Raw genomic sequence first — 17700 nt, forward strand, 5'->3', positions numbered from 1 at the left:
TTTCTCATGAAACGACTGTTCTGTTTAGCCGCGATCGCGGTCGTGTTTTTGGGGCACAGTTTTACCGCACAAGCCGCTGGCGTCGAGTTTGCGGTTGGCCAGACCAGCGGTTCGACCCAGACTTATCGCCTGGGCCTGCAATGGGATTGGGATAAAAGCTGGTGGCAGACTGATGTCGGGCGCGTGACGGGCTACTGGAGCGGTGCGTACACCTATTGGAATGGCGACAAGACTGTAAGCAATCACAGCCTGTCATTCTCTCCGGTGTTCGTTTATGAGTTTTCCGGGCAAACCGTCAAACCTTATCTGGAGGCCGGCATCGGCGTTGCGGTATTCGCTCACGACGAAGTGGACGATCGCCGGTTGGGCGAGGCTTTTCAATTTGAGGATCGATTGGGGTTCGGCCTGCGGTTTGCTGGCGGGCATGAAATCGGGATTCGCGCGACGCATTACTCCAACGCCCATATCAACGTCACCAATGACGGTATAGAAAGCTACGCGTTGCATTACACGATGCCGCTGTAATGTGCCGACGCATGGTGGGTAATTGTGGTGAGGGGGCTGTGCAAATCAGGATCAGCGATACACCGTCGCAATCCCCTGGCGCTCGTCGATGCACTCCGGTGCGCCCATCTCGAACTCCCGGCAGATCAGCGGGCGCTTTTCGTAAATGGTGCACATCATGCTGTCGCGATCCAGCGCGGCGCACCAGCCGTCATCCAGGCGCAGCATGACTTCCCCGCCCCAATCGTCGGTGTCGATAAAACGTTCGGGCACGCCAGTGTCGGTGATCAGCATGACTTCGAGCTGGCAACAGCAGGCTGCGCAGGTCGAGCAGGTGACCGCTGGTTCGGCGATGGTCTTGATGGGGATCGTGTTCATAGGTGCGCAGTGTAAGGCAGCGCGCCGTAGCTGTGTGAAAGGCCTGACGGACGCTCAACCGGATGGGGTTGTCGACAGGCATTGGTCATGATTCGTTTGCGGCGTATCGATGCTTGGCGGCGCGCGTCTGACCATGCGTTTGCCGATCACTAATTTTGCGCGGTTGGACATTTTCGACAAAGGCCAGAGTGCAACCATCGACAGGGCCAGGAGGGGGATTTCCTGCGGGCGCTGCTTGAGGGTTTCGACGACGTGGCGTGCGGCGTTGTCGGCCGACCAGATTTGTGGCATCGGATAGTCGTTGTTCCCGCTCAGCAGGGGGGCGACGGAACCGGGGCTAACCAGGGTGATTTCAACACCTTCCGAGGCGGGGTCGATGCGCAGTGACTCAAACAGATACCGCAGCCCGGCTTTCGAGGCGCCATAGGCTTCGGTCCGAGGCAGGGCCAGATCAGTCACTGAGCTGGCGATACCCACCAGATGGGGGGCGATACCAGCGCGCAGCAGCGGCAGGGCGGCGTCGATGCAATAGCTGCTGGCGAGCAGGTTGGTGCGCACCACATGTTCGATGATCGAGGTGTCGAACTGCTGGGTGTCAACATATTCACAGGTGCCGGCATTGATAATCACGGTGTCCAGCGAGCCCCACTCCTGTTGGATCCGTTCGCCAATCTCGCGCACGGTCTGACTGCTGGTCAGATTGCCCGCCACCACCAGCACTTGCCCCGGATAGCGCTGGGCCAGGACTTTCAATGGTGCAATCGTGCGAGCACTGACCGCCAGGTGCATGCCGGACTTCAACAGTTCCTCGGCCAGTGCAGCACCAATGCCGTTGCCGGCTCCCGTCAGCCAATACCGTCGTGGCGTTGTATGACTCAATCCACTCTCCTTTTCAGTCATGTCTCGCTCCGAGATCCAGACGCGAAGGCAAATGTTTGAATGCCGCCAGTGCGCGCTCGCGTGACTGGCCCAGATTGACGATTGGCAGTGGATAGTCGGCCACGCCAAACAGTCCGCCCATGGCCGCCGGGTTGTGGATCGATTTGTTGTTCAGCCCCGCCAGTTCCGGCAGCCAGTGCTTGATGAACAGACCTTCAGCGTCGAATTTTTCCGACTGGCTCAGCGGGTTGAAAATCCGGAACCAGGGCGCCGAATCGGTGCCGGTGGAAGCGCTCCACTGCCAGCCGCCGTTGTTCGCGGCCAGATCGCCATCAATCAAATGGCGCATGAAAAAACGCTCACCTTCGCGCCAGTCGATCAGCAGGTTTTTTGTCAGGAACATCGCCACCAGCATCCGCAGACGGTTGTGCATCCAGCCGGTTTCCAGCAGTTGGCGCATGGCAGCATCGATGATCGGCAGCCCGGTGCGCGCCTCTTTCCAGGCCGCCAGCTCATCCGGAGCGTCGCGCCAGGCAAGGGCTTCGGTTTCCGGGCGAAAGGCGCGGTGCCGGGAGACCCGTGGATAGCCCACCAGAATGTGTTTGTAAAACTCGCGCCAGAGCAGTTCGTTGATCCAGGTGATGACGCCAACGCTGCCGCTTTCGAACTCGCCTTGATTGCTTTGCACGGCGGCGTGCAGGCACTGGCGTGGCGAAATCACCCCGGCTGCGAGGTACGCGGACAACTGGCTGGTACCGGGTTTTGCCGGGAAGTCGCGTTGCTCCTTGTAGTCATCAATCTGCCCTTGGGCGAAGTGCTCCAGACGCCGATGAGCTTCACCTTCACCGGCGGGCCAGAGCACGCGCAGATGTTCGCTTGGTGTGTCGAAGCCCTCGACCTGCAATGGAATCGGGTCACGGTTGATGGCCGTTGGCATCTGAACCCCGGGGGCGGCAATCAGGCGCGGTAATGCAACCTGCAGGCGGGTGTAGCAAGCTTTGCGGAATTGGCTGAAGACCTGGAAGTACGTACCGGTTTTGGTCAGCACGCTGCCGGGCTTGAGCAGCAATTGATCGAGGTAGCTGTAAAAGCCAATGCCCGCAGCGTCGAGAGTCTTGCTGACGGCTGCATCACGGCGACTTTCATTCACGCCGTATTCCTCGTTGACGTGAACCGCCTCGACGTTCAGCTCTGTGCATAACTGGCCAAGCACCTGCGGCGCATCATCCCAGCGTGCGGCAGTACGGATCAGCAAGGGAATGTTCAGCTCGCCGAGGGCGTGGCTCAACTCGAGCAGGTTACGCAGCCAGAAATCCACTTTGCACGGTGCATCATCGTGGGCATGCCATTGCTGCGGGCTCAACAAATACACCGCCACGCATGGACCACGAGCTGCGGCGGCCGAGAGGGCAGTGTTGTCATGCAGACGCAAGTCGCTGCGCAGCCAGATCAATTGCAGGGAAGTTTTGCCTACAAGCATTTAAATGAGCCCACGCTGAACCAGTGCCTGATGGGCCGACAACGGATCTTCGGCCAGAAATAAATCGGCTATTTCAGAGGTTTTGGCGGACAACTCGGCGTGGTGGATGCACACCGCAGGGCCGGCCATGAGTTTTGGGCCGTCGACATTGGTCAGAAGTTTCAATAAGTGTTTGAGATCGATTGTTTTACTGGAATACAGCAGCACGCCACGCGCTTGCAGATGCTCGACCGCCAGTGCCAATTCGCCGGCTGGCAACGGCCAGTCGAACACTTCCACGGGGCAATCGGCGCTGCTGATCAGCCAGGCGATGAGCCACAGATGCGGCTCCAGGGGTAAGTCGGAGTGATTGATCAGCAGCAACGGCGCGCCGCGCAACTGACGGTTGTTGTGGTAGACCCTCGCACCGAACTTGCTGCGCAACCAGGAATAAAAGAACGCCCGCTCCATCTGCGCGCCAAACTGACCTTGCCAGCGCTGCTCGAGTTCGGCCAGCAGCGGCATCAGCAGTTGCTCGCACAAGGTGCGCGGTGGATACAACGACATGGCCTGATTGAGCGTCTCATCGAGCTGGCGCTCAGCGAGTTGTCCGATCGCCTGCATCAGCTTGAGGCGCAGGACGTGCCAGTCATTTGTGACCGGTTCACGCAATGCTGCTGGCGTATCCAGCAGCTGTTTGATCTGGCTGACGGCCACGCCGCGATTGAGCCAGGTGAGAATGTCATGGATCCGCTGCACATGTTCGACCGAGAACAGTCGGTGTCCCTTGGACGTACGCAGCGGCACGATCAGGCCATAGCGACGTTCCCAGGCACGCAGGGTAACGGCGTTGACGCCGGTGATTCGTGCAACTTCGCGAATCGGCAGCCAATCGTTCTCCGGGGGCTGTTGATCGCCGGTGGCTGGGCTGTCGTCATGGGGATGAATGTCAGGTTCGGTTTTCATTTAAATCGCATTTCGCAAGCTGAGATTTTCCGGGTGCGGTTGCAGGTACGCCTGCTGCATAACGTACGGATCGGGATGATGGCGCAAGTGATGCTTGAGCAATGTCAGCGGTACCACCAAGGGCACGATGCCGTGGCGGTACTGACCGATCACATGCTGCACTTCCTGTTTGTCTTCGGCGCTGATGACCTGTTTGAGATAGCCGCTGAGGTGTTGCAGCACATTGGTGTGGGTGCCGCGGGTGGCACATTGTTTCAGTGCCGCCATCAGCTCGCTGAAATAGCGCGGGCCGAGTTCATCGGGATCGGTCTGGCCCATATCACCCAGGAGCTTGCCCAAGGCTTGGTATTGCAGTGGGTTATGGGCCATCAACAGGTATTTGTAGCGTGCGTGAAAGTCGGTCAGGCCATTGCGACTCAAGCCGTTTTGCAGGAGCTCCTGCCAGGCTGAGTAGGCAAATACCCGGGTCAGGAAATTCTCGCGTAGTACGGGATCGTTCAGTCGACCGTCTTCTTCCACCGGCAGGTCCGGGTGTCGGGCACAAAACGCTTGAGCGTAGATGCCGCGTGCACCGCCGTCGTGCGGGCTGCCGTTGGCGTGGTAAACCTTGACTCGCTCCAGGCCACAGGACGGTGATTTTTGCATGAAGATATAGCCGCAAATATCGCCCAGCGCGCCGGCCATTTGCTGGCCGTAGTTCGTCAGTGCCTGAGTGACATCCAGTTCGTGGTGAACCGTACCGACGGCGCGAGGTTGCTGCGGATTGCCGACCAGTCGAATCGGTTCGCGGGGAACCCCCAGGCCGATGGCGACCTCCGGGCACACTGCAATGAACTCGAAATAATCCGTGAGGGTTCGACTGCACAGCGGAGAGGCTTTATGCCCGCCGTTGTAACGCACCTCGGCGCCCATCAGGCAGGCACTGACAGCGATTTTCGGTTTGCTTGCTGAGTCGCTGGGCATGGAGGCACCTCGGATCTATACCTGTACAGGCTGTTCGCGCTGTACAACACGGTTTGATCATAGATCCAAGGGTGTACAAGTCAAATTGTTTGTACAAGTTTTACCGGCTCCCTCTTCCTGTGGGATTCATCGTGCAATGTCTGTGCAGGTTGACGCGTTTCACTGCAGGTGTGCGTGCAGGCGGCGAGCTGCTTCCTGGCCGCTCATCCAGGCGCCTTCGACCCGCCCTGACAGGCACCAGTCGCCACACACGTACAAGCCCAGGTCGGCATCGGCCAATACGCCCCATTCATGGCTGCTGGACGGACGGGCGTAGAGCCAGCGATGGGCAAGGCTGAAGACCGGCGCAGGCATGGAATCGTGCAGCAACTCGGCGAAGGCGCCGTGCAGTTGCTCGATCACTGCCTCTTTAGACAGGTCGATATGTTGTCGGCTCCAGTTGCTGTTGGCGTGCAATACCCAGGTGTCGAGGGTGGTGTCGCGCCCCGGTTTGCTACGGTTACGCGCCAGCCAGTCGAGTGGGCTGTCCTGTACAAAGCAGCCTTCCATCGGCGTATCCAGCGGCGTGTCGAAGGCCAGTGCAATGGCCCAGGTCGGGTCCATTTTTACCCCGGCGGCGACCCCGGCGAGTTTCGGCGCGGAGGCCAGCAGGGCAGTGGCTTGCGGCGCAGGCGTAGCGATGACGACATGGCTGAAGGGACCGTGGGTGAAGCCTTCGGCATCCTGCAAATGCCAATGTTCTTCGCCACGATAGACCTCGGTAATCCGGCAAGCGAAATGCGCTTCCGTATCGCCGATCAGCGCGCGGGTGATGGCGCTCATGCGTGGGGTGCCGACCCAGCGGGTCTGTTCATCCGGTGATGGGCTGAGCTGGCCACCCTGATAGTGGTAGAGCTGCGGCGTCCATTCGGCGACCCAGCCATTGGCTTGCCAGCGCTGGACTTCAATGACAAAGCGGCGATCACGGGCGGTGAAATATTGTGCGCCCATGTCCAGTGCGCCGGCGTCGCTGCGTTTGCTCGACATGCGACCGCCGCTGCCACGGCTTTTATCGAACAATTGAACGACGTACCCGGCCTCTTGCAAGGCTTGGGCTGCCGAGAGTCCGGCGATGCCGGTGCCGATGATTGCGATGGGTACAGTCATAGAGGCCTCGTTTACCTTTCTGTACAGGCTACGCTGCAGGTTAAACCTATACAACATTGTTTTCTGGTATAACTTTCAGCGTTCTCGTTCTGGCAGGTTGGCCTATTGTTAAACACAGAACCTGCCAGATCCGAAACATCCCTGCTTATAAAAATAGACTAGTGATCAGGGTAAAACGCCACGCGAGGAAGATGTCATGCACATATTGCTGACCGGCGGTACTGGTTTGATAGGACGTCAACTCTGCCGACACTGGTTGAGCCAGGGCCATAGCCTGACGGTGTGGAGTCGCAGGCCCGAACAAGTCGCGAAATTGTGCGGCACGCAGGTACGTGGCGTCAGGCGTCTGGAAGACATTGGCCAACGTCCGGTGGATGCGGTGATCAATCTCGCGGGTGCACCGATTGCTGATCGCTTGTGGACTCATCGACGCAAGGCGCTGCTCTGGAACAGTCGAATCAGGCTTACCGAAACCCTGTTGGCCTGGCTTGAAAGCCTCGAGCAGAAACCGCAGTTGTTGATTTCGGGCTCCGCAGTCGGCTGGTACGGCGATGGCGGTGAGCGTGAGCTGACCGAGAAATCGCCGCCGGTCAGCGAAGACTTCGCCAGCCAGTTGTGCATTGCCTGGGAGGAGACCGCACAGCGCGCCGAGACGCTGGGGATTCGGGTAGTGCTGGTGCGTACCGGGTTGGTGCTGTCGGCGGAGGGCGGCTTTTTGTCGCGGCTGTTATTGCCGTTCAAATTGGGGCTGGGCGGGCCGATCGGTAATGGTCGGCAGTGGATGCCGTGGATTCACATCGACGATCAAATCGCCCTGATTGATTTTCTTTTGCATCAGAAAGACGCCAGCGGTCCTTATAATGCGTGCGCGCCAAAACCGGTGCGCAATCGCGAGTTCGCCAAGACCCTCGCCAGCGTTTTGCACCGGCCGGCGTTCATGCCGATGCCGTCATTTGTGCTGAAGGTCGGTCTTGGCGAGTTGTCACTGTTGCTGCTGGGTGGTCAGCGGGCGACGCCGGCGCGCCTGCTGGCGGCGGGTTTCACATTCCGCTTCACTGATTTGCGTGCGGCCCTGGACGACGTGTCCAGCCGCCTTTGAAATAGGACGTTGCATGACCGATCACGCGTTGCTCCTGGTCAACTTGGGTTCGCCCGCTTCCACACAGGTGGCGGACGTGCGCAGCTACCTCAATCAATTTCTGATGGACCCTTATGTCATTGACCTGCCATGGCCGGTGCGACGTTTGCTTGTCTCGCTGATTCTGATCAAGCGTCCTGAGCAATCGGCTCACGCCTATGCCTCGATCTGGTGGGACGAAGGTTCGCCGCTGGTGGTGCTCAGTCGCCGTTTGCAGCAAGCGATGACCGCGCAGTGGACCCAAGGGCCGGTCGAGTTGGCCATGCGTTACGGCGAGCCGTCGATTGAGTCGGTGTTGACCCGCATGGCTGCTCAAGGGATCAAAAAAGTCACCCTCGCACCGCTTTATCCACAGTTCGCCGACAGCACCGTGACCACGGTGATTGAAGAGGCCAAGCGGGTGGTGCGCGAGAAGAAACTGAATGTGCAGTTCTCGATTCTCCAGCCGTTCTACGATCAGCCGGAATACCTCGATGCGCTGGTGGCCAGTGCCAGGCCGTACCTGGAGCAGGATTACGATCATCTGCTGCTGAGCTTCCATGGTTTGCCGGAGCGGCACCTGAAGAAGCTCAACCCGGGCCATAGCTTTGAGGGCGACGGTGATTGCTGTGCCGGCGCGCCGCCGGAAGTGGTTGCAACCTGTTATCGCGGTCAGTGCCTGCGTACCGCGGCAGCATTTGCCGAGCGCTTGGGCTTGCCGGACGGCAAATGGTCGGTGTCGTTCCAGTCACGGCTGGGTCGCGCCAAATGGATCGAACCCTACACCGAAGCGCGTCTTGACGCGTTGGCCAAGCAAGGTGTGAAGAAGATTCTGGTGATGTGCCCGGCGTTTGTGGCCGACTGCATCGAAACCCTGGAAGAGATCGGTGACCGTGGGCTCGAGCAGTTCCGCGAGGCGGGCGGCGAGGAGTTGGTGCTGGTGCCGTGTCTCAACGATGACCCGCAGTGGGCGCAGGCGTTGAACATCTTGTGTGAAAGAGCGCCGCTGGCGTTGTAGGCGAGCGGTAATGTGGCGAGGGAGCTTGCTCCCGTTGGAGCGCGAAGCGCTCCTGAAACCGATACCGCGCTACATCTGACGGACCGCGACAACCGGATTACGACTGCTTCGCAGCCGAACGGGAGCAAGCTCCCTCGCCACAGGGGGCTGTATAAGCCGTTAAAGCAACGGCTCATCCGCCTTCTTGTGCTTCCAGCTGTCATTGCCCGGCAGAATCAGGTTCAGCGCGATCGCCACGACAGCGCACAGCGCGATGCCCTTGAGGCCGAAGTCCTGCGCGCCGGTACCGGTGCCGACCAGCATGCCGCCAATCCCGAACACCAGCGTGACCGAGACAATCACCAGGTTGCGCGCTTCAGCCAAATCGATCTTGTGGCGGATCATGGTGTTCATGCCCACCGCAGCAATCGACCCGAACAACAGGCAAAGAATCCCGCCCATCACCGGCACCGGGATGCTTTGCAGCAGCGCACCGAACTTGCCGATAAACGCCAGGCTGATGGCAAAGATCGCTGCCCAGGTCATGATTTTCGGGTTGTAGTTCTTGGTCAGCATCACCGCGCCCGTCACTTCAGCGTACGTGGTGTTAGGTGGGCCGCCGAGCAGGCCGGCGGCAGTGGTTGCGATGCCATCGCCAAACAGCGTGCGGTGCAGGCCGGGCTTCTTCAGGTAATCACGTCCGGTCACGCTGCCGACTGCAATCACGCCGCCGATATGCTCGATGGCCGGGGCCAGCGCCACCGGGACGATGAACAGAATCGCCTGCCAGTTGAATTCCGGAGCGGTGAAGTGCGGCAACGCAAACCACGGCGCGGCAGCGATCTTCGCGGTGTCGACGACACCGAAGAAGAACGCCATGGCAAACCCGACCAGTACGCCGGAGATGATCGGCACCAGGCGGAAGATGCCTTTGCCGAACACCGCTACGATCAGGGTCGTCAGCAGCGCTGGCATGGAGATCATCATGGCGGTCTGGTAATGAATCAGCTCGGAACCATCACCGGCCTTGCCCATCGCCATGTTCGCGGCAATCGGCGCCATCGCCAGGCCGATCGAGATGATCACCGGGCCAATCACCACTGGTGGCAACAAACGGTCGATGAAACCGGTGCCCTTGATCTTCACGGCCACGCCGAGAAAGGTATAAACGAAACCGGCCGCCATCACCCCGCCCATGGTCGCCGCGAGGCCGAACTGGCCCTTGGCGAGAATGATCGGGGTGATGAAGGCAAAGCTCGACGCCAGGAACACCGGCACTTGCCGCCCGGTGACCACCTGGAACAGCAGAGTCCCGAGGCCCGCCGTGAACAGCGCGACATTCGGGTCGAGGCCGGTAATCAGCGGCATCAACACCAACGCGCCAAACGCCACGAACAGCATCTGCGCACCAGACAGCACCGTGCGCCAGAGCGGGTCGTTGAACTCATCCCGCATGCTCACGCGTCCTTCTGCTTGGTGCCGAAGATCTTGTCGCCGGCATCGCCCAGACCCGGGATGATGTAGCCGTGTTCGTTCAGTTTTTGATCAATGGACGCGGTGTAGATGGTCACGTCCGGGTGAGCCTTCTCTACCGCGGCGATGCCTTCAGGAGCGGCCACCAGGACCATTGCGCGGATGTCCTTGCAACCGGCCTTTTTCAGCAGGTCGATGGTGGCGACCATCGAACCTCCGGTGGCGAGCATCGGGTCGATGATCATTGCCAGGCGTTCGTCGATTTCCGGAACCAGTTTTTCCAGATAGGTGTGCGCTTCGAGGGTTTCCTCATTGCGGGCCACGCCCACGGCGCTGACTTTGGCGCCCGGGATCAGGCTGAGCACGCCTTCAAGCATGCCGATGCCGGCGCGCAGGATCGGCACCACGGTAATTTTCTTGCCGGCGATCTTCTCGACCGAAACGGTGCCGCACCAGCCTTCGATATCGTAGGTTTCAAGGGGCAGGTCTTTGGTCGCCTCGTAGGTCAGCAGGGCACCGACTTCCTGAGCGAGCTCGCGGAAATTCTTCGTGCTAATGTCGGCGCGGCGCATAAGGCCAAGTTTGTGTCGGATCAGCGGATGGCGGATCTCACGGATGGGCATGGGGAAAGGCTCCGGCGGCGGGCAAAAAAACCGGCCTAGATTAATCTATCCGAGGGTGTTGTCCTATAGACATACAGTACGTTAGTCCAGAAACGCTTGATCTGACCCGGCTGGATGCGTACCTTTGCTCGCTTTTCCGAATCCGCCACCCCCTTGGAGAGCACCATGTCCGCTGATCTCGAGCATATCCGTCAAATCATGCGAGAGGCTGACTGCCTGTACACCGAAGCTGAAGTCGAGGCGGCCATCGCCCGCGTGGGTGCGCAAATCAACGATCAGCTGGCTGATAGCAACCCGGTGGTCTTCTGCGTGATGAACGGCGGCCTGATTTTCTCCGGCAAACTGCTGACCCATCTGAATTTCCCGCTGGAAGCGTCCTATCTGCACGCTACCCGCTATCGCAACGAAACCAGCGGTGGCGACCTGTTCTGGAAGGCCAAGCCAGAAGTCTCGTTCATCGACCGTGACGTGCTGATCATCGACGACATCCTCGACGAAGGTCACACCCTGGGCGCGATCATCGACTTCTGCAAACATGCTGGCGCCCGCGCCGTGCACACCGCCGTACTGATCGATAAAGACCACGACCGCAAGGCCCGCCCGGACCTGAAAGCCGATTTCGTCGGCCTGCCGTGCATCGACCGCTACATCTTCGGTTACGGCATGGACTACAAAGGCTACTGGCGCAACGCCGCCGGGATCTACGCCGTCAAAGGAATGTAAGTCATGGCCGCGCCGAGCTTTCTCGATCAAGCACTGTTTACCGAGCTGGCCGAGAAAGCTGCGGCTAATCCTCGTGGCCGGGAGCATCACAACTTCCACCAGATGGAGGAGCCGTGCCACCGTATGGCGGTGGGCTTGCAGCCATCGACGTACGTTCCGCCACATCGGCATTTGAGCGATGACAAGGCTGAAACCCTGTTGGTCCTCAAGGGCCGTCTGGGTGTGCTGGTTTTCGACGACGCGGGCCAGGTGATTGCCAAGCGAATCCTGGAGTGCGGCGGCGATACACTGGGGATCGACCTGCCGGCCGGTGTTTACCACGGTCTGGTCGTACTCGAAGCAGACAGCGTGATGTTCGAATGCAAGGCCGGTCCTTATCGTCCGGTGGGCGAGGGTGAACACGCGCATTGGGCTCCCCGCGAAGGCGAGCCTGGCGTAGCCGACTATCTCGCCTGGATGCGCGCGCAGTTCGACTGACGAAAAGCGCCGACCTGTGGCGAGGGAGCTTGCTCCCGCTGGATCGCGAAGCGGTCCCAAAATAGGCGACTGCGTTTTATCAGGTAGAACGTATCAGCCGGTTTTACGACTGCTTCGCCCGAGCGCGGACCGGCCGGCGGGAGCAAGCTCCCTCGCCACAGGATTTGTGTCCACTTCAGAGGCCTTGTGAGCGACTGGTATCGAGGCAGATCAGGTCTATTCGTCACCCCACCCCTCGCGGGTATTTACCCCATCGACCAGCCGCAAAATCCCCAGTGGATTGGCGTTCTTCAGGGCGTCCGGCAGTAACCTGTCCGGACAGTTCTGATAGCACACCGGTCGCAGGAACCGCTCGATTGCCAGGCTGCCGACCGAGGTACCGCGAGCATCCGACGTCGCGGGATACGGTCCGCCGTGGACCATTGCATCGCACACTTCGACACCGGTCGGATAGCCGTTGAGCAGCAGGCGCCCGGCTTTCTGTTCGAGGATCGGTATCAGCTGCGCGCACAGCACAAGGTCTTGCGGTTCGGCGATCAGCGTAGCGGTCAATTGCCCGTGCAAGGCACACAGCGCCAACCTGAGTTCTCGCTCGTCGGCCACCTCCAGCACGATGCTGGCCGGGCCGAACACTTCTTCTTGCAGTACTTCATCCCCTTCAAGCAACAGGCTGACGTCAGCCTTGAACAACTGCGGCTGCACCTGATTGCCTGGCACAAGGTTGCCGCTCAAACGCGTCACCCGTGGATGCTCCAGCAAGCGTTGCACGCCGCTTTCATAGCTACGCCGGGTACCGCTGTTGAGCAGGGTTTGTGGCGGTTTTTCGTTGATCTGTGCGGTGAGTTGTTCAATGAAGGCGCTGAACGCCGCCGAGCGCAGGCCGATGATCAACCCCGGATTGGTACAGAACTGGCCGCCCCCCAGCACGATCGAAGCACTCAATTCGCTGGCGATGCTTGCGCTGCGGGCCGCGAGGGCGGCGGGTAGCAGCAGTACCGGGTTGATGCTCGACATTTCGGCGAACACCGGTATCGGTTGCGGCCTTGCAGCGGCCATGTCGCACAGGGCCCGGCCACCTTTGAGCGAGCCGGTGAACCCCACCGCCTGGATCGCCGGGTGTTTGACCAGTGCCTCACCGACGCCCGCGCCATAAATCATGTTGAACACGCCTTCAGGCATGCCACTGCGCTGTGCCGCGCGAATGATCGCTGCCGCCACCAGCTCGGCGGTTGCCATATGCCCGCTGTGGGCCTTGAACACCACAGGGCAACCCGCGGCCAGGGCGGCGGCGGTATCGCCACCGGCGGTGGAAAACGCCAGTGGAAAGTTGCTCGCGCCGAACACTGCCACCGGGCCCAGGCCGATGCGCCACTGGCGCACATCAGGTCGTGGAAAAGGTTGGCGCTCAGGCAGGGCGCGGTCGATACGCGCACCGAGGAAGTCGCCTTGACGCAGCACCCGGGCGAACAGCCGCAACTGGCCGCTGGTTCGCGCCCGTTCGCCCTGAATCCGCGCAGCGGGCAGGGCCGTCTCGCGACAGACGATGGCGATGAAGTCATCGCCCAGGGCGTCAATTTCTTCGGCGATGGTTTCGAGAAAACCGGCGCGCACCGTGGCCGGCAGGTTGCGATAAATCGGGTAGGCCGTGGCGGCGAAGTGGGCGGCGTTGTCGATTTCCTCTGCGCTGGCCTGGCTGAAGTCATAGGGCAGCGGTTCACCGCTGTGGGCGTCGACGCTGTGCAGAACATGATCACCTGCGGCGCTGCGGCCGAAGCCGATAAAGTTGTGGCCGATAATGGCTGACATAGAAAATGCTCGGCATGGCCGCGCTCGATGCCGAGCGCGGCAGTGGGGAGGGGCGGTTACAGACCGACGTCCGGCAAGCTCGGGCGGTTGGCGAGCGCGGCCTTGACCAGCGCCTCGACCTCGCTGCGCTCGTGGTCAAGCAGACCCAGGCGAGGTGGACGGGTCAGCGCCGTGCCGCGGCCCATCAGTTCCTCACAGAGCTTGATGCATTGCACCAGGTCCGGGCGTGCATCGAGGTGCAGCAGTGGCATGAACCATTCGTAGATCGGCATGGCCTCTTTGAAGCGGCCATCGCGGGCCAGCCGGAACAGCGTCTCGCCTTCTTTCGGGAAGGCATTGGACATCCCGGAAACCCAGCCCACCGCACCGACGGCGATGCTTTCGAGCACCACGTCATCGAGCCCGGCGAACAGCACAAAGCGGTCGCCGACTTCATTGCGCACATCGATGAAGCGCCGGGTATCGCCCGAGGAATCCTTGAAGCAGACGACGTTGTCGCAGTCGGCCAGGGAGATCAGGATGTCCGGGGTGACATCGTTTCTGTAGATCGGCGGGTTGTTGTAGACCATCACCGGCAGGTCGATGCTGGCGGCAACACTGCGAAAATGCGCGGCGGTCTCGAAGGGTTTCGAGGAGTAGACCAACGCCGGCATCAACATGATGCCGTCGGCGCCCACGCGCTGGATTTCCTTGGCGACCTTGCTGGCGTTGGCGCTGGTGAATTCGGCAACACCGGAGATCACCGGCACCCGACCTGCGGCGGCGTCCTTGGCGACTTCCACCAGGCTGATTTTTTCTTCTGTGCTCAGCGAGGTGTTCTCGCCGACGGTGCCGCAGATCACCAGCCCCGACACGCCGTCACGCACCAGCCCGCTGATGACCTTGTGCGTGCCTTCATAGTCGATGGAAAAGTCCGGGTTGAACTGGGTAGTGACCGCAGGGAAAACGCCGCTCCAGTTAACGTGCTTGCTCATGTTGCCTCCGATGATGACTATTTAGTATTTCGTATACGTTTAAATTGAGCACTGAAAGTGCCATGGGGTTCAAAGGGTTTTGCCAGGTACGTTGCTTTAAATAGCCAGTTCGACGGGCCAGGTGTCGGACAGTCGATAACCGCCCGGCCAAGGATCGCTTGGGTCGAGCAGATGCTGGTGGGTGCCGGTGATCCAGGCGCGCCCGGACAGGCAGGGGATAATGGCCGGACGGCCGGCGATTTCGCTGGTGCTGTCGATCCGGCAACGAAACTCGGAACCGATGATCGAGCGCCCGATGAACACTTCACCCACTGCCAGTTGGCCTTTGGCGTGCAGCACCGCCATGCGTGCCGAACAGCCAGTGCCGCAGGGCGAGCGATCGATCTTGCCGGGGCGGATCACTACCGCATTGGCGGCACTGGCCACACCGTTGGTGCGGTCGAGCGGTGCGGCGATCTGACAGAACGAAATATGCTCCCAGTCCGGGTTCAGCGGGTGCACGAAACCCAATTGTTCATTGGCCGCTTGAGTGATCTTCAGGCCGCTGGCGACCAGGTCCGCCGCTTCATCGGCGGTCAGTGAGAAGCCCAGGCGCTGGGCATCGACGATCACAAAACTGTCGCCGCCATAGGCAGTATCGACCTGCAGCGAACCGAGGCCTTCGACTTCGATCCAGGCATCGAGCTTGTCGGCAAACGACACTACGTTACGCACCTCGACCCGCTCGGCCTTGCCGTTGCGACACTGGGCAGTCACTTCGATCAAGCCGCCAGGGGCTTCGAGCACCAGCCGGGTCAGCGGTTCGGTCATCGGCAAAATGCCGCTGTCGAGCAGCACCGTCGCCACGCACAGCGAGTTGGAACCGGACATCGGCGGCGTATCAGCCGGTTCCATGATGATCCACGCCATGTCGGCTCGCGGGTCTTTGGCCGGCACCAACAGATTGACGTGGCGAAAGACTCCGCCGCGCGGCTCGTTCAGCACGAAGTTGCGCAGGGTCTGGTCCTCGGCAATCCAGCGCGACTGCTCCCATAGGGTCGCGCCGGGTGGTGGCGCGACACCGCCGACGATAACGTCGCCGACTTCACCTTCGGCGTGGCAACTCACCACATGAATGATCTTGCTCGAACGCATGACTGTCTCCTGAGGCCTGACTGTGGGTTACAACACCGACTTCAGGAAGTCGGCGGTTTCCGCGCGTTGCGGTTGACCGATCACCTGGTCCGGTGAACCGATTTCGTGGATCTTGCCGTCGCGAAAGAACGCCACCCGGTCCGACACATCCCGGGCGAAACGGATTTCGTGGGTCACCAGGACCATGGTCATGCCTTCCTCGGCGAGCAGGCGCATGGTGTCCAGCACTTCACCGACCAGTTGCGGGTCGAGGGCCGAAGTGGCCTCGTCGAATAGCATGTAGTCCGGCGACATGGCCAGCGCCCGGGCAATCGCCATGCGCTGTTGCTGACCGCCGGAGAGCTTGCTCGGAAACACCTTGAGCTTGTCGCCGAGGCCCACGTGGGTCAGTTGCCGCACGGCGATTTCTTCAGCCTCCTGACGGCTTTTGCCGAGCACCTTGCGCGGGGCGAGCATCACGTTTTCCATCACCGTGAGGTGCGGGAAGGCGTTCCATTGCTGGAAGACGATGCCGATTTTCTGCCGCAACTTGTTCAGGTCAGTGCCGCTGGCATGCACCGATGTGCCGTCGACACGGATCTGCCCACCCTGAATGGCTTCCAGGCCGTTGATGCACATCAGCAAGGTCGATTTTCCCGAGCCCGAGCCACCGATGATCGACAGCACTTCGCCTTTGTTCACGGTCAGGTCGACACCCTTGACGACTTCCAGGTTGCCGAAGGATTTACGAACGTTCTCGATCTCAATCATTTTCCTGCCACCTCTGTTCGAGCCGCGCACCCAGACGAGCGATCACCAGGCTCATGACGTAGTAGATAAGGCCGGCCAGGGCCAGTACGAACAACGGTTCCTGGAGCCGGGTGACGATGGTTTGCGAAGCGCGCAGCAATTCGACGATGCCGATCCAGAGCACCAGCGAGGTGTCTTTCATGACCGCCAGTGTCAGGTTGATCCAGCCCGGAAACGCCACCCGCGTGGCCATCGGCAGGACAATGTGCAGCAAGTCCTGGCGGTGACTGAGGCCCAGCGAACGGGCAGCTCGCCGTGTGCTCAACGGCACCGAGAGCACGCCGCCGCGAACGATTTCTGCGCAGTAGGCGGTGGAGTAGGCGCCGAGGATCACGCAGGCCACGGTGAACGCGCTCCAGTTCAGGCCGACGATCGACTTGAACGAGTTGAGCAGCACAAACTGGATCAGCAACGGCACGCTGCGAAACACGTCCAGCACCCAGGCCAGCGGCAGACTCACACGCGGCAGCAAGGCCCGAACCAGGCCACAGGCGACACCCAGCAACGTGCCGATCAACATTGCCCAGAACGTCAGCAACAGCGTGGTGCCGGCGCCTTGCAGCAGGTAGAGGAAGTCGCCCGAGGTAAAACTTGAGGTGTACATGCAGACCTCCTAGTACCGAAACAAACGCCAGGCCAGCAGGCGGGCGATCAACACCACCAGCTTGGCCAGGACGAAGTAGAGGACGGCGGCGATGGCGAAGAACTCGAAGGTGCGAAAGGTCTTCACGTTCAGCGCCTGGGTCACGCCGGTCAGGTCGCTGGTCAGGCCGACCACCACGCCCAGTGACGTCATCAGCAAGGCCCAGACCATTTGATTGGTCAGCGGGTAAAACACCACGCGCAGCAATTGCGGCAGGACCACCAGCCGATAAGCCTTCGGTGCGCTCATGCCCAGTGAGCGGGCTGCGCGCAGTTGGGTTTCCGGCACGGCGTTGAGGCCGCCGCGAAAGGTCTCCGCCAGGTAGCCGGCGTTGTTGAAGGTGATGCCGATCAGCAATGCCAGCCATGAGCCCATGTGAATGCCAAAGGCGCCGAGGCCGAAGTACAGGATGTACACCTGAAACAGGGCTGGCGTGTTACGTGCAATCGACACCCAACTGGCGGCCATCGCCCGCAACAGGCGCTTATCGGACAGTTGGCCGAGGGCCAGGAACATGGCGATCAGCGTGCCGGCCAACATCGACAGCACCGCGATTTCCAGAGTGATCCGCGCGCCGTCGAGCATTTCCGGCAACGCCTGGAAGGCGGCGCGCCAATGGAAGGTGTAGTCGAACATCAAAGGAGTTCCT

Annotated in this window: 19 protein-coding genes; 5 read left to right on the top strand and 14 right to left on the bottom strand. The window is 60.7% G+C overall.

Annotation, left to right across the window (positions count from 1 at the left end; all coding sequences use genetic code 11):
* Positions 1-6 precede the first annotated feature (6 nt).
* Entirely contained in the window at positions 7-525 is a 519-nt protein-coding gene (locus AO353_RS14805) for an acyloxyacyl hydrolase (protein ID WP_054595626.1), read from the top strand.
* 51 nt (positions 526-576) lie between these two features.
* Here AO353_RS14805 and AO353_RS14810 read toward each other — a convergent pair whose 3' ends face one another.
* The 6 genes from AO353_RS14810 to AO353_RS14835 all read right to left on the bottom strand — a co-directional run bounded on the left by AO353_RS14810 (position 577) and on the right by AO353_RS14835 (position 6295).
* Positions 577-882 carry a YkgJ family cysteine cluster protein gene (locus AO353_RS14810; protein WP_054595627.1) on the bottom strand — a complete coding sequence of 102 codons (306 nt, stop codon included), beginning with the start codon at positions 880-882 and terminating at the stop codon, positions 577-579.
* A 54-nt stretch (positions 883-936) separates the two neighbouring features.
* On the bottom strand, positions 937-1761 hold the full coding sequence (locus tag AO353_RS14815) for an SDR family NAD(P)-dependent oxidoreductase (protein ID WP_054598236.1): 825 nt from the start codon (positions 1759-1761) through the stop codon (positions 937-939).
* A gap of 13 nt (positions 1762-1774) precedes the next feature.
* The gene (gene phrB / locus AO353_RS14820) at positions 1775-3220 is read right to left on the bottom strand and encodes a deoxyribodipyrimidine photo-lyase (protein ID WP_102667282.1); all 1446 of its coding nucleotides are present in this window, start codon (positions 3218-3220) and stop codon (positions 1775-1777) included.
* A gap of 21 nt (positions 3221-3241) precedes the next feature.
* The gene (locus AO353_RS14825) at positions 3242-4186 is read right to left on the bottom strand and encodes a MerR family transcriptional regulator (protein WP_054595629.1); all 945 of its coding nucleotides are present in this window, start codon (positions 4184-4186) and stop codon (positions 3242-3244) included.
* Positions 4187-5149 (bottom strand): YbgA family protein, encoded by a 963-nt coding sequence (locus AO353_RS14830; protein ID WP_054595630.1) that lies wholly within the window; start codon positions 5147-5149, stop codon positions 4187-4189. It lies immediately after the preceding gene.
* Between the two features lie 159 nt (positions 5150-5308).
* Entirely contained in the window at positions 5309-6295 is a 987-nt protein-coding gene (locus AO353_RS14835; RefSeq protein WP_054595631.1) for an NAD(P)/FAD-dependent oxidoreductase, read from the bottom strand.
* Positions 6296-6491: 196 nt separating this feature from the next.
* Between AO353_RS14835 and AO353_RS14840 the strand changes: the two genes are divergently transcribed.
* A complete protein-coding gene (locus AO353_RS14840) occupies positions 6492-7394 on the top strand; it encodes a TIGR01777 family oxidoreductase (protein ID WP_054595632.1) in 903 nt (300 codons plus the stop codon).
* Positions 7395-7407: 13 nt separating this feature from the next.
* Positions 7408-8430, top strand: coding sequence for a ferrochelatase (gene hemH / locus AO353_RS14845; RefSeq protein WP_054595633.1), 1023 nt, complete (start codon positions 7408-7410; stop codon positions 8428-8430).
* Positions 8431-8589: 159 nt separating this feature from the next.
* On the opposite strand, the gene AO353_RS14850 is transcribed toward hemH, so the two are convergent.
* Together AO353_RS14850 and upp are read right to left on the bottom strand one after the other, a co-directional pair.
* On the bottom strand, positions 8590-9864 hold the full coding sequence (locus AO353_RS14850; RefSeq protein ID WP_054595634.1) for a uracil-xanthine permease family protein: 1275 nt from the start codon (positions 9862-9864) through the stop codon (positions 8590-8592).
* Positions 9865-9866: 2 nt separating this feature from the next.
* Positions 9867-10505 carry a uracil phosphoribosyltransferase gene (upp, locus tag AO353_RS14855; protein WP_019693615.1) on the bottom strand — a complete coding sequence of 213 codons (639 nt, stop codon included), beginning with the start codon at positions 10503-10505 and terminating at the stop codon, positions 9867-9869.
* Between the two features lie 165 nt (positions 10506-10670).
* Here upp and AO353_RS14860 point away from each other — a divergent pair, with 165 nt between their 5' ends.
* The gene (locus AO353_RS14860) at positions 10671-11228 is read left to right on the top strand and encodes a hypoxanthine-guanine phosphoribosyltransferase (RefSeq protein ID WP_054595635.1); all 558 of its coding nucleotides are present in this window, start codon (positions 10671-10673) and stop codon (positions 11226-11228) included.
* 3 nt (positions 11229-11231) lie between these two features.
* Positions 11232-11705 carry a WbuC family cupin fold metalloprotein gene (locus AO353_RS14865; protein ID WP_054595636.1) on the top strand — a complete coding sequence of 158 codons (474 nt, stop codon included), beginning with the start codon at positions 11232-11234 and terminating at the stop codon, positions 11703-11705.
* Between the two features lie 216 nt (positions 11706-11921).
* Here AO353_RS14865 and AO353_RS14870 read toward each other — a convergent pair whose 3' ends face one another.
* The 6 genes from AO353_RS14870 to AO353_RS14895 all read right to left on the bottom strand — a co-directional run bounded on the left by AO353_RS14870 (position 11922) and on the right by AO353_RS14895 (position 17687).
* Positions 11922-13511, bottom strand: coding sequence for an aldehyde dehydrogenase (NADP(+)) (locus AO353_RS14870; RefSeq protein WP_054595637.1), 1590 nt, complete (start codon positions 13509-13511; stop codon positions 11922-11924).
* 56 nt (positions 13512-13567) lie between these two features.
* Positions 13568-14485, bottom strand: coding sequence for a dihydrodipicolinate synthase family protein (locus tag AO353_RS14875; RefSeq protein ID WP_054595638.1), 918 nt, complete (start codon positions 14483-14485; stop codon positions 13568-13570).
* Positions 14486-14581: 96 nt separating this feature from the next.
* Positions 14582-15619 (bottom strand): trans-3-hydroxy-L-proline dehydratase, encoded by a 1038-nt coding sequence (locus tag AO353_RS14880; protein ID WP_054595639.1) that lies wholly within the window; start codon positions 15617-15619, stop codon positions 14582-14584.
* 27 nt (positions 15620-15646) lie between these two features.
* Positions 15647-16369: an amino acid ABC transporter ATP-binding protein gene (locus tag AO353_RS14885; RefSeq protein WP_054595640.1), complete on the bottom strand. Its 723-nt coding sequence runs from the start codon at positions 16367-16369 to the stop codon at positions 15647-15649.
* Complete coding sequence (locus AO353_RS14890; protein ID WP_054595641.1) at positions 16362-17012, bottom strand: amino acid ABC transporter permease; 651 nt, start codon at positions 17010-17012, stop codon at positions 16362-16364. The genes AO353_RS14885 and AO353_RS14890 overlap by 8 nt, the downstream gene beginning before the upstream one ends.
* A gap of 9 nt (positions 17013-17021) precedes the next feature.
* Positions 17022-17687, bottom strand: a complete 666-nt coding sequence (locus tag AO353_RS14895; protein ID WP_054595642.1) for an amino acid ABC transporter permease — start codon at positions 17685-17687, stop codon at positions 17022-17024.
* Positions 17688-17700 lie beyond the last annotated feature (13 nt).

This window comes from Pseudomonas fluorescens, from assembly GCF_001307155.1.
Classification (GTDB): Bacteria; Pseudomonadota; Gammaproteobacteria; order Pseudomonadales; family Pseudomonadaceae; genus Aquipseudomonas; species Aquipseudomonas helvetica.

What these genes read in the sequence shown, in the direction of transcription:
- AO353_RS14805 (WP_054595626.1), top strand. Translation starts at nt 7, where the DNA reads ATGAAACGACTGTTCTGTTTAGCCGCGATCGCGGTCGTGTTTTTGGGG.
- AO353_RS14810 (WP_054595627.1), bottom strand. Translation starts at nt 882, where the DNA reads ATGAACACGATCCCCATCAAGACCATCGCCGAACCAGCGGTCACCTGC.
- AO353_RS14825 (WP_054595629.1), bottom strand. Translation starts at nt 4,186, where the DNA reads ATGAAAACCGAACCTGACATTCATCCCCATGACGACAGCCCAGCCACC.
- AO353_RS14830 (WP_054595630.1), bottom strand. Translation starts at nt 5,149, where the DNA reads ATGCCCAGCGACTCAGCAAGCAAACCGAAAATCGCTGTCAGTGCCTGC.
- AO353_RS14835 (WP_054595631.1), bottom strand. Translation starts at nt 6,295, where the DNA reads ATGACTGTACCCATCGCAATCATCGGCACCGGCATCGCCGGACTCTCG.
- AO353_RS14840 (WP_054595632.1), top strand. Translation starts at nt 6,492, where the DNA reads ATGCACATATTGCTGACCGGCGGTACTGGTTTGATAGGACGTCAACTC.
- hemH (WP_054595633.1), top strand. Translation starts at nt 7,408, where the DNA reads ATGACCGATCACGCGTTGCTCCTGGTCAACTTGGGTTCGCCCGCTTCC.
- AO353_RS14850 (WP_054595634.1), bottom strand. Translation starts at nt 9,864, where the DNA reads ATGCGGGATGAGTTCAACGACCCGCTCTGGCGCACGGTGCTGTCTGGT.
- upp (WP_019693615.1), bottom strand. Translation starts at nt 10,505, where the DNA reads ATGCCCATCCGTGAGATCCGCCATCCGCTGATCCGACACAAACTTGGC.
- AO353_RS14860 (WP_054595635.1), top strand. Translation starts at nt 10,671, where the DNA reads ATGTCCGCTGATCTCGAGCATATCCGTCAAATCATGCGAGAGGCTGAC.
- AO353_RS14865 (WP_054595636.1), top strand. Translation starts at nt 11,232, where the DNA reads ATGGCCGCGCCGAGCTTTCTCGATCAAGCACTGTTTACCGAGCTGGCC.
- AO353_RS14870 (WP_054595637.1), bottom strand. Translation starts at nt 13,511, where the DNA reads ATGTCAGCCATTATCGGCCACAACTTTATCGGCTTCGGCCGCAGCGCC.
- AO353_RS14875 (WP_054595638.1), bottom strand. Translation starts at nt 14,485, where the DNA reads ATGAGCAAGCACGTTAACTGGAGCGGCGTTTTCCCTGCGGTCACTACC.
- AO353_RS14880 (WP_054595639.1), bottom strand. Translation starts at nt 15,619, where the DNA reads ATGCGTTCGAGCAAGATCATTCATGTGGTGAGTTGCCACGCCGAAGGT.
- AO353_RS14885 (WP_054595640.1), bottom strand. Translation starts at nt 16,369, where the DNA reads ATGATTGAGATCGAGAACGTTCGTAAATCCTTCGGCAACCTGGAAGTC.
- AO353_RS14890 (WP_054595641.1), bottom strand. Translation starts at nt 17,012, where the DNA reads ATGTACACCTCAAGTTTTACCTCGGGCGACTTCCTCTACCTGCTGCAA.
- AO353_RS14895 (WP_054595642.1), bottom strand. Translation starts at nt 17,687, where the DNA reads ATGTTCGACTACACCTTCCATTGGCGCGCCGCCTTCCAGGCGTTGCCG.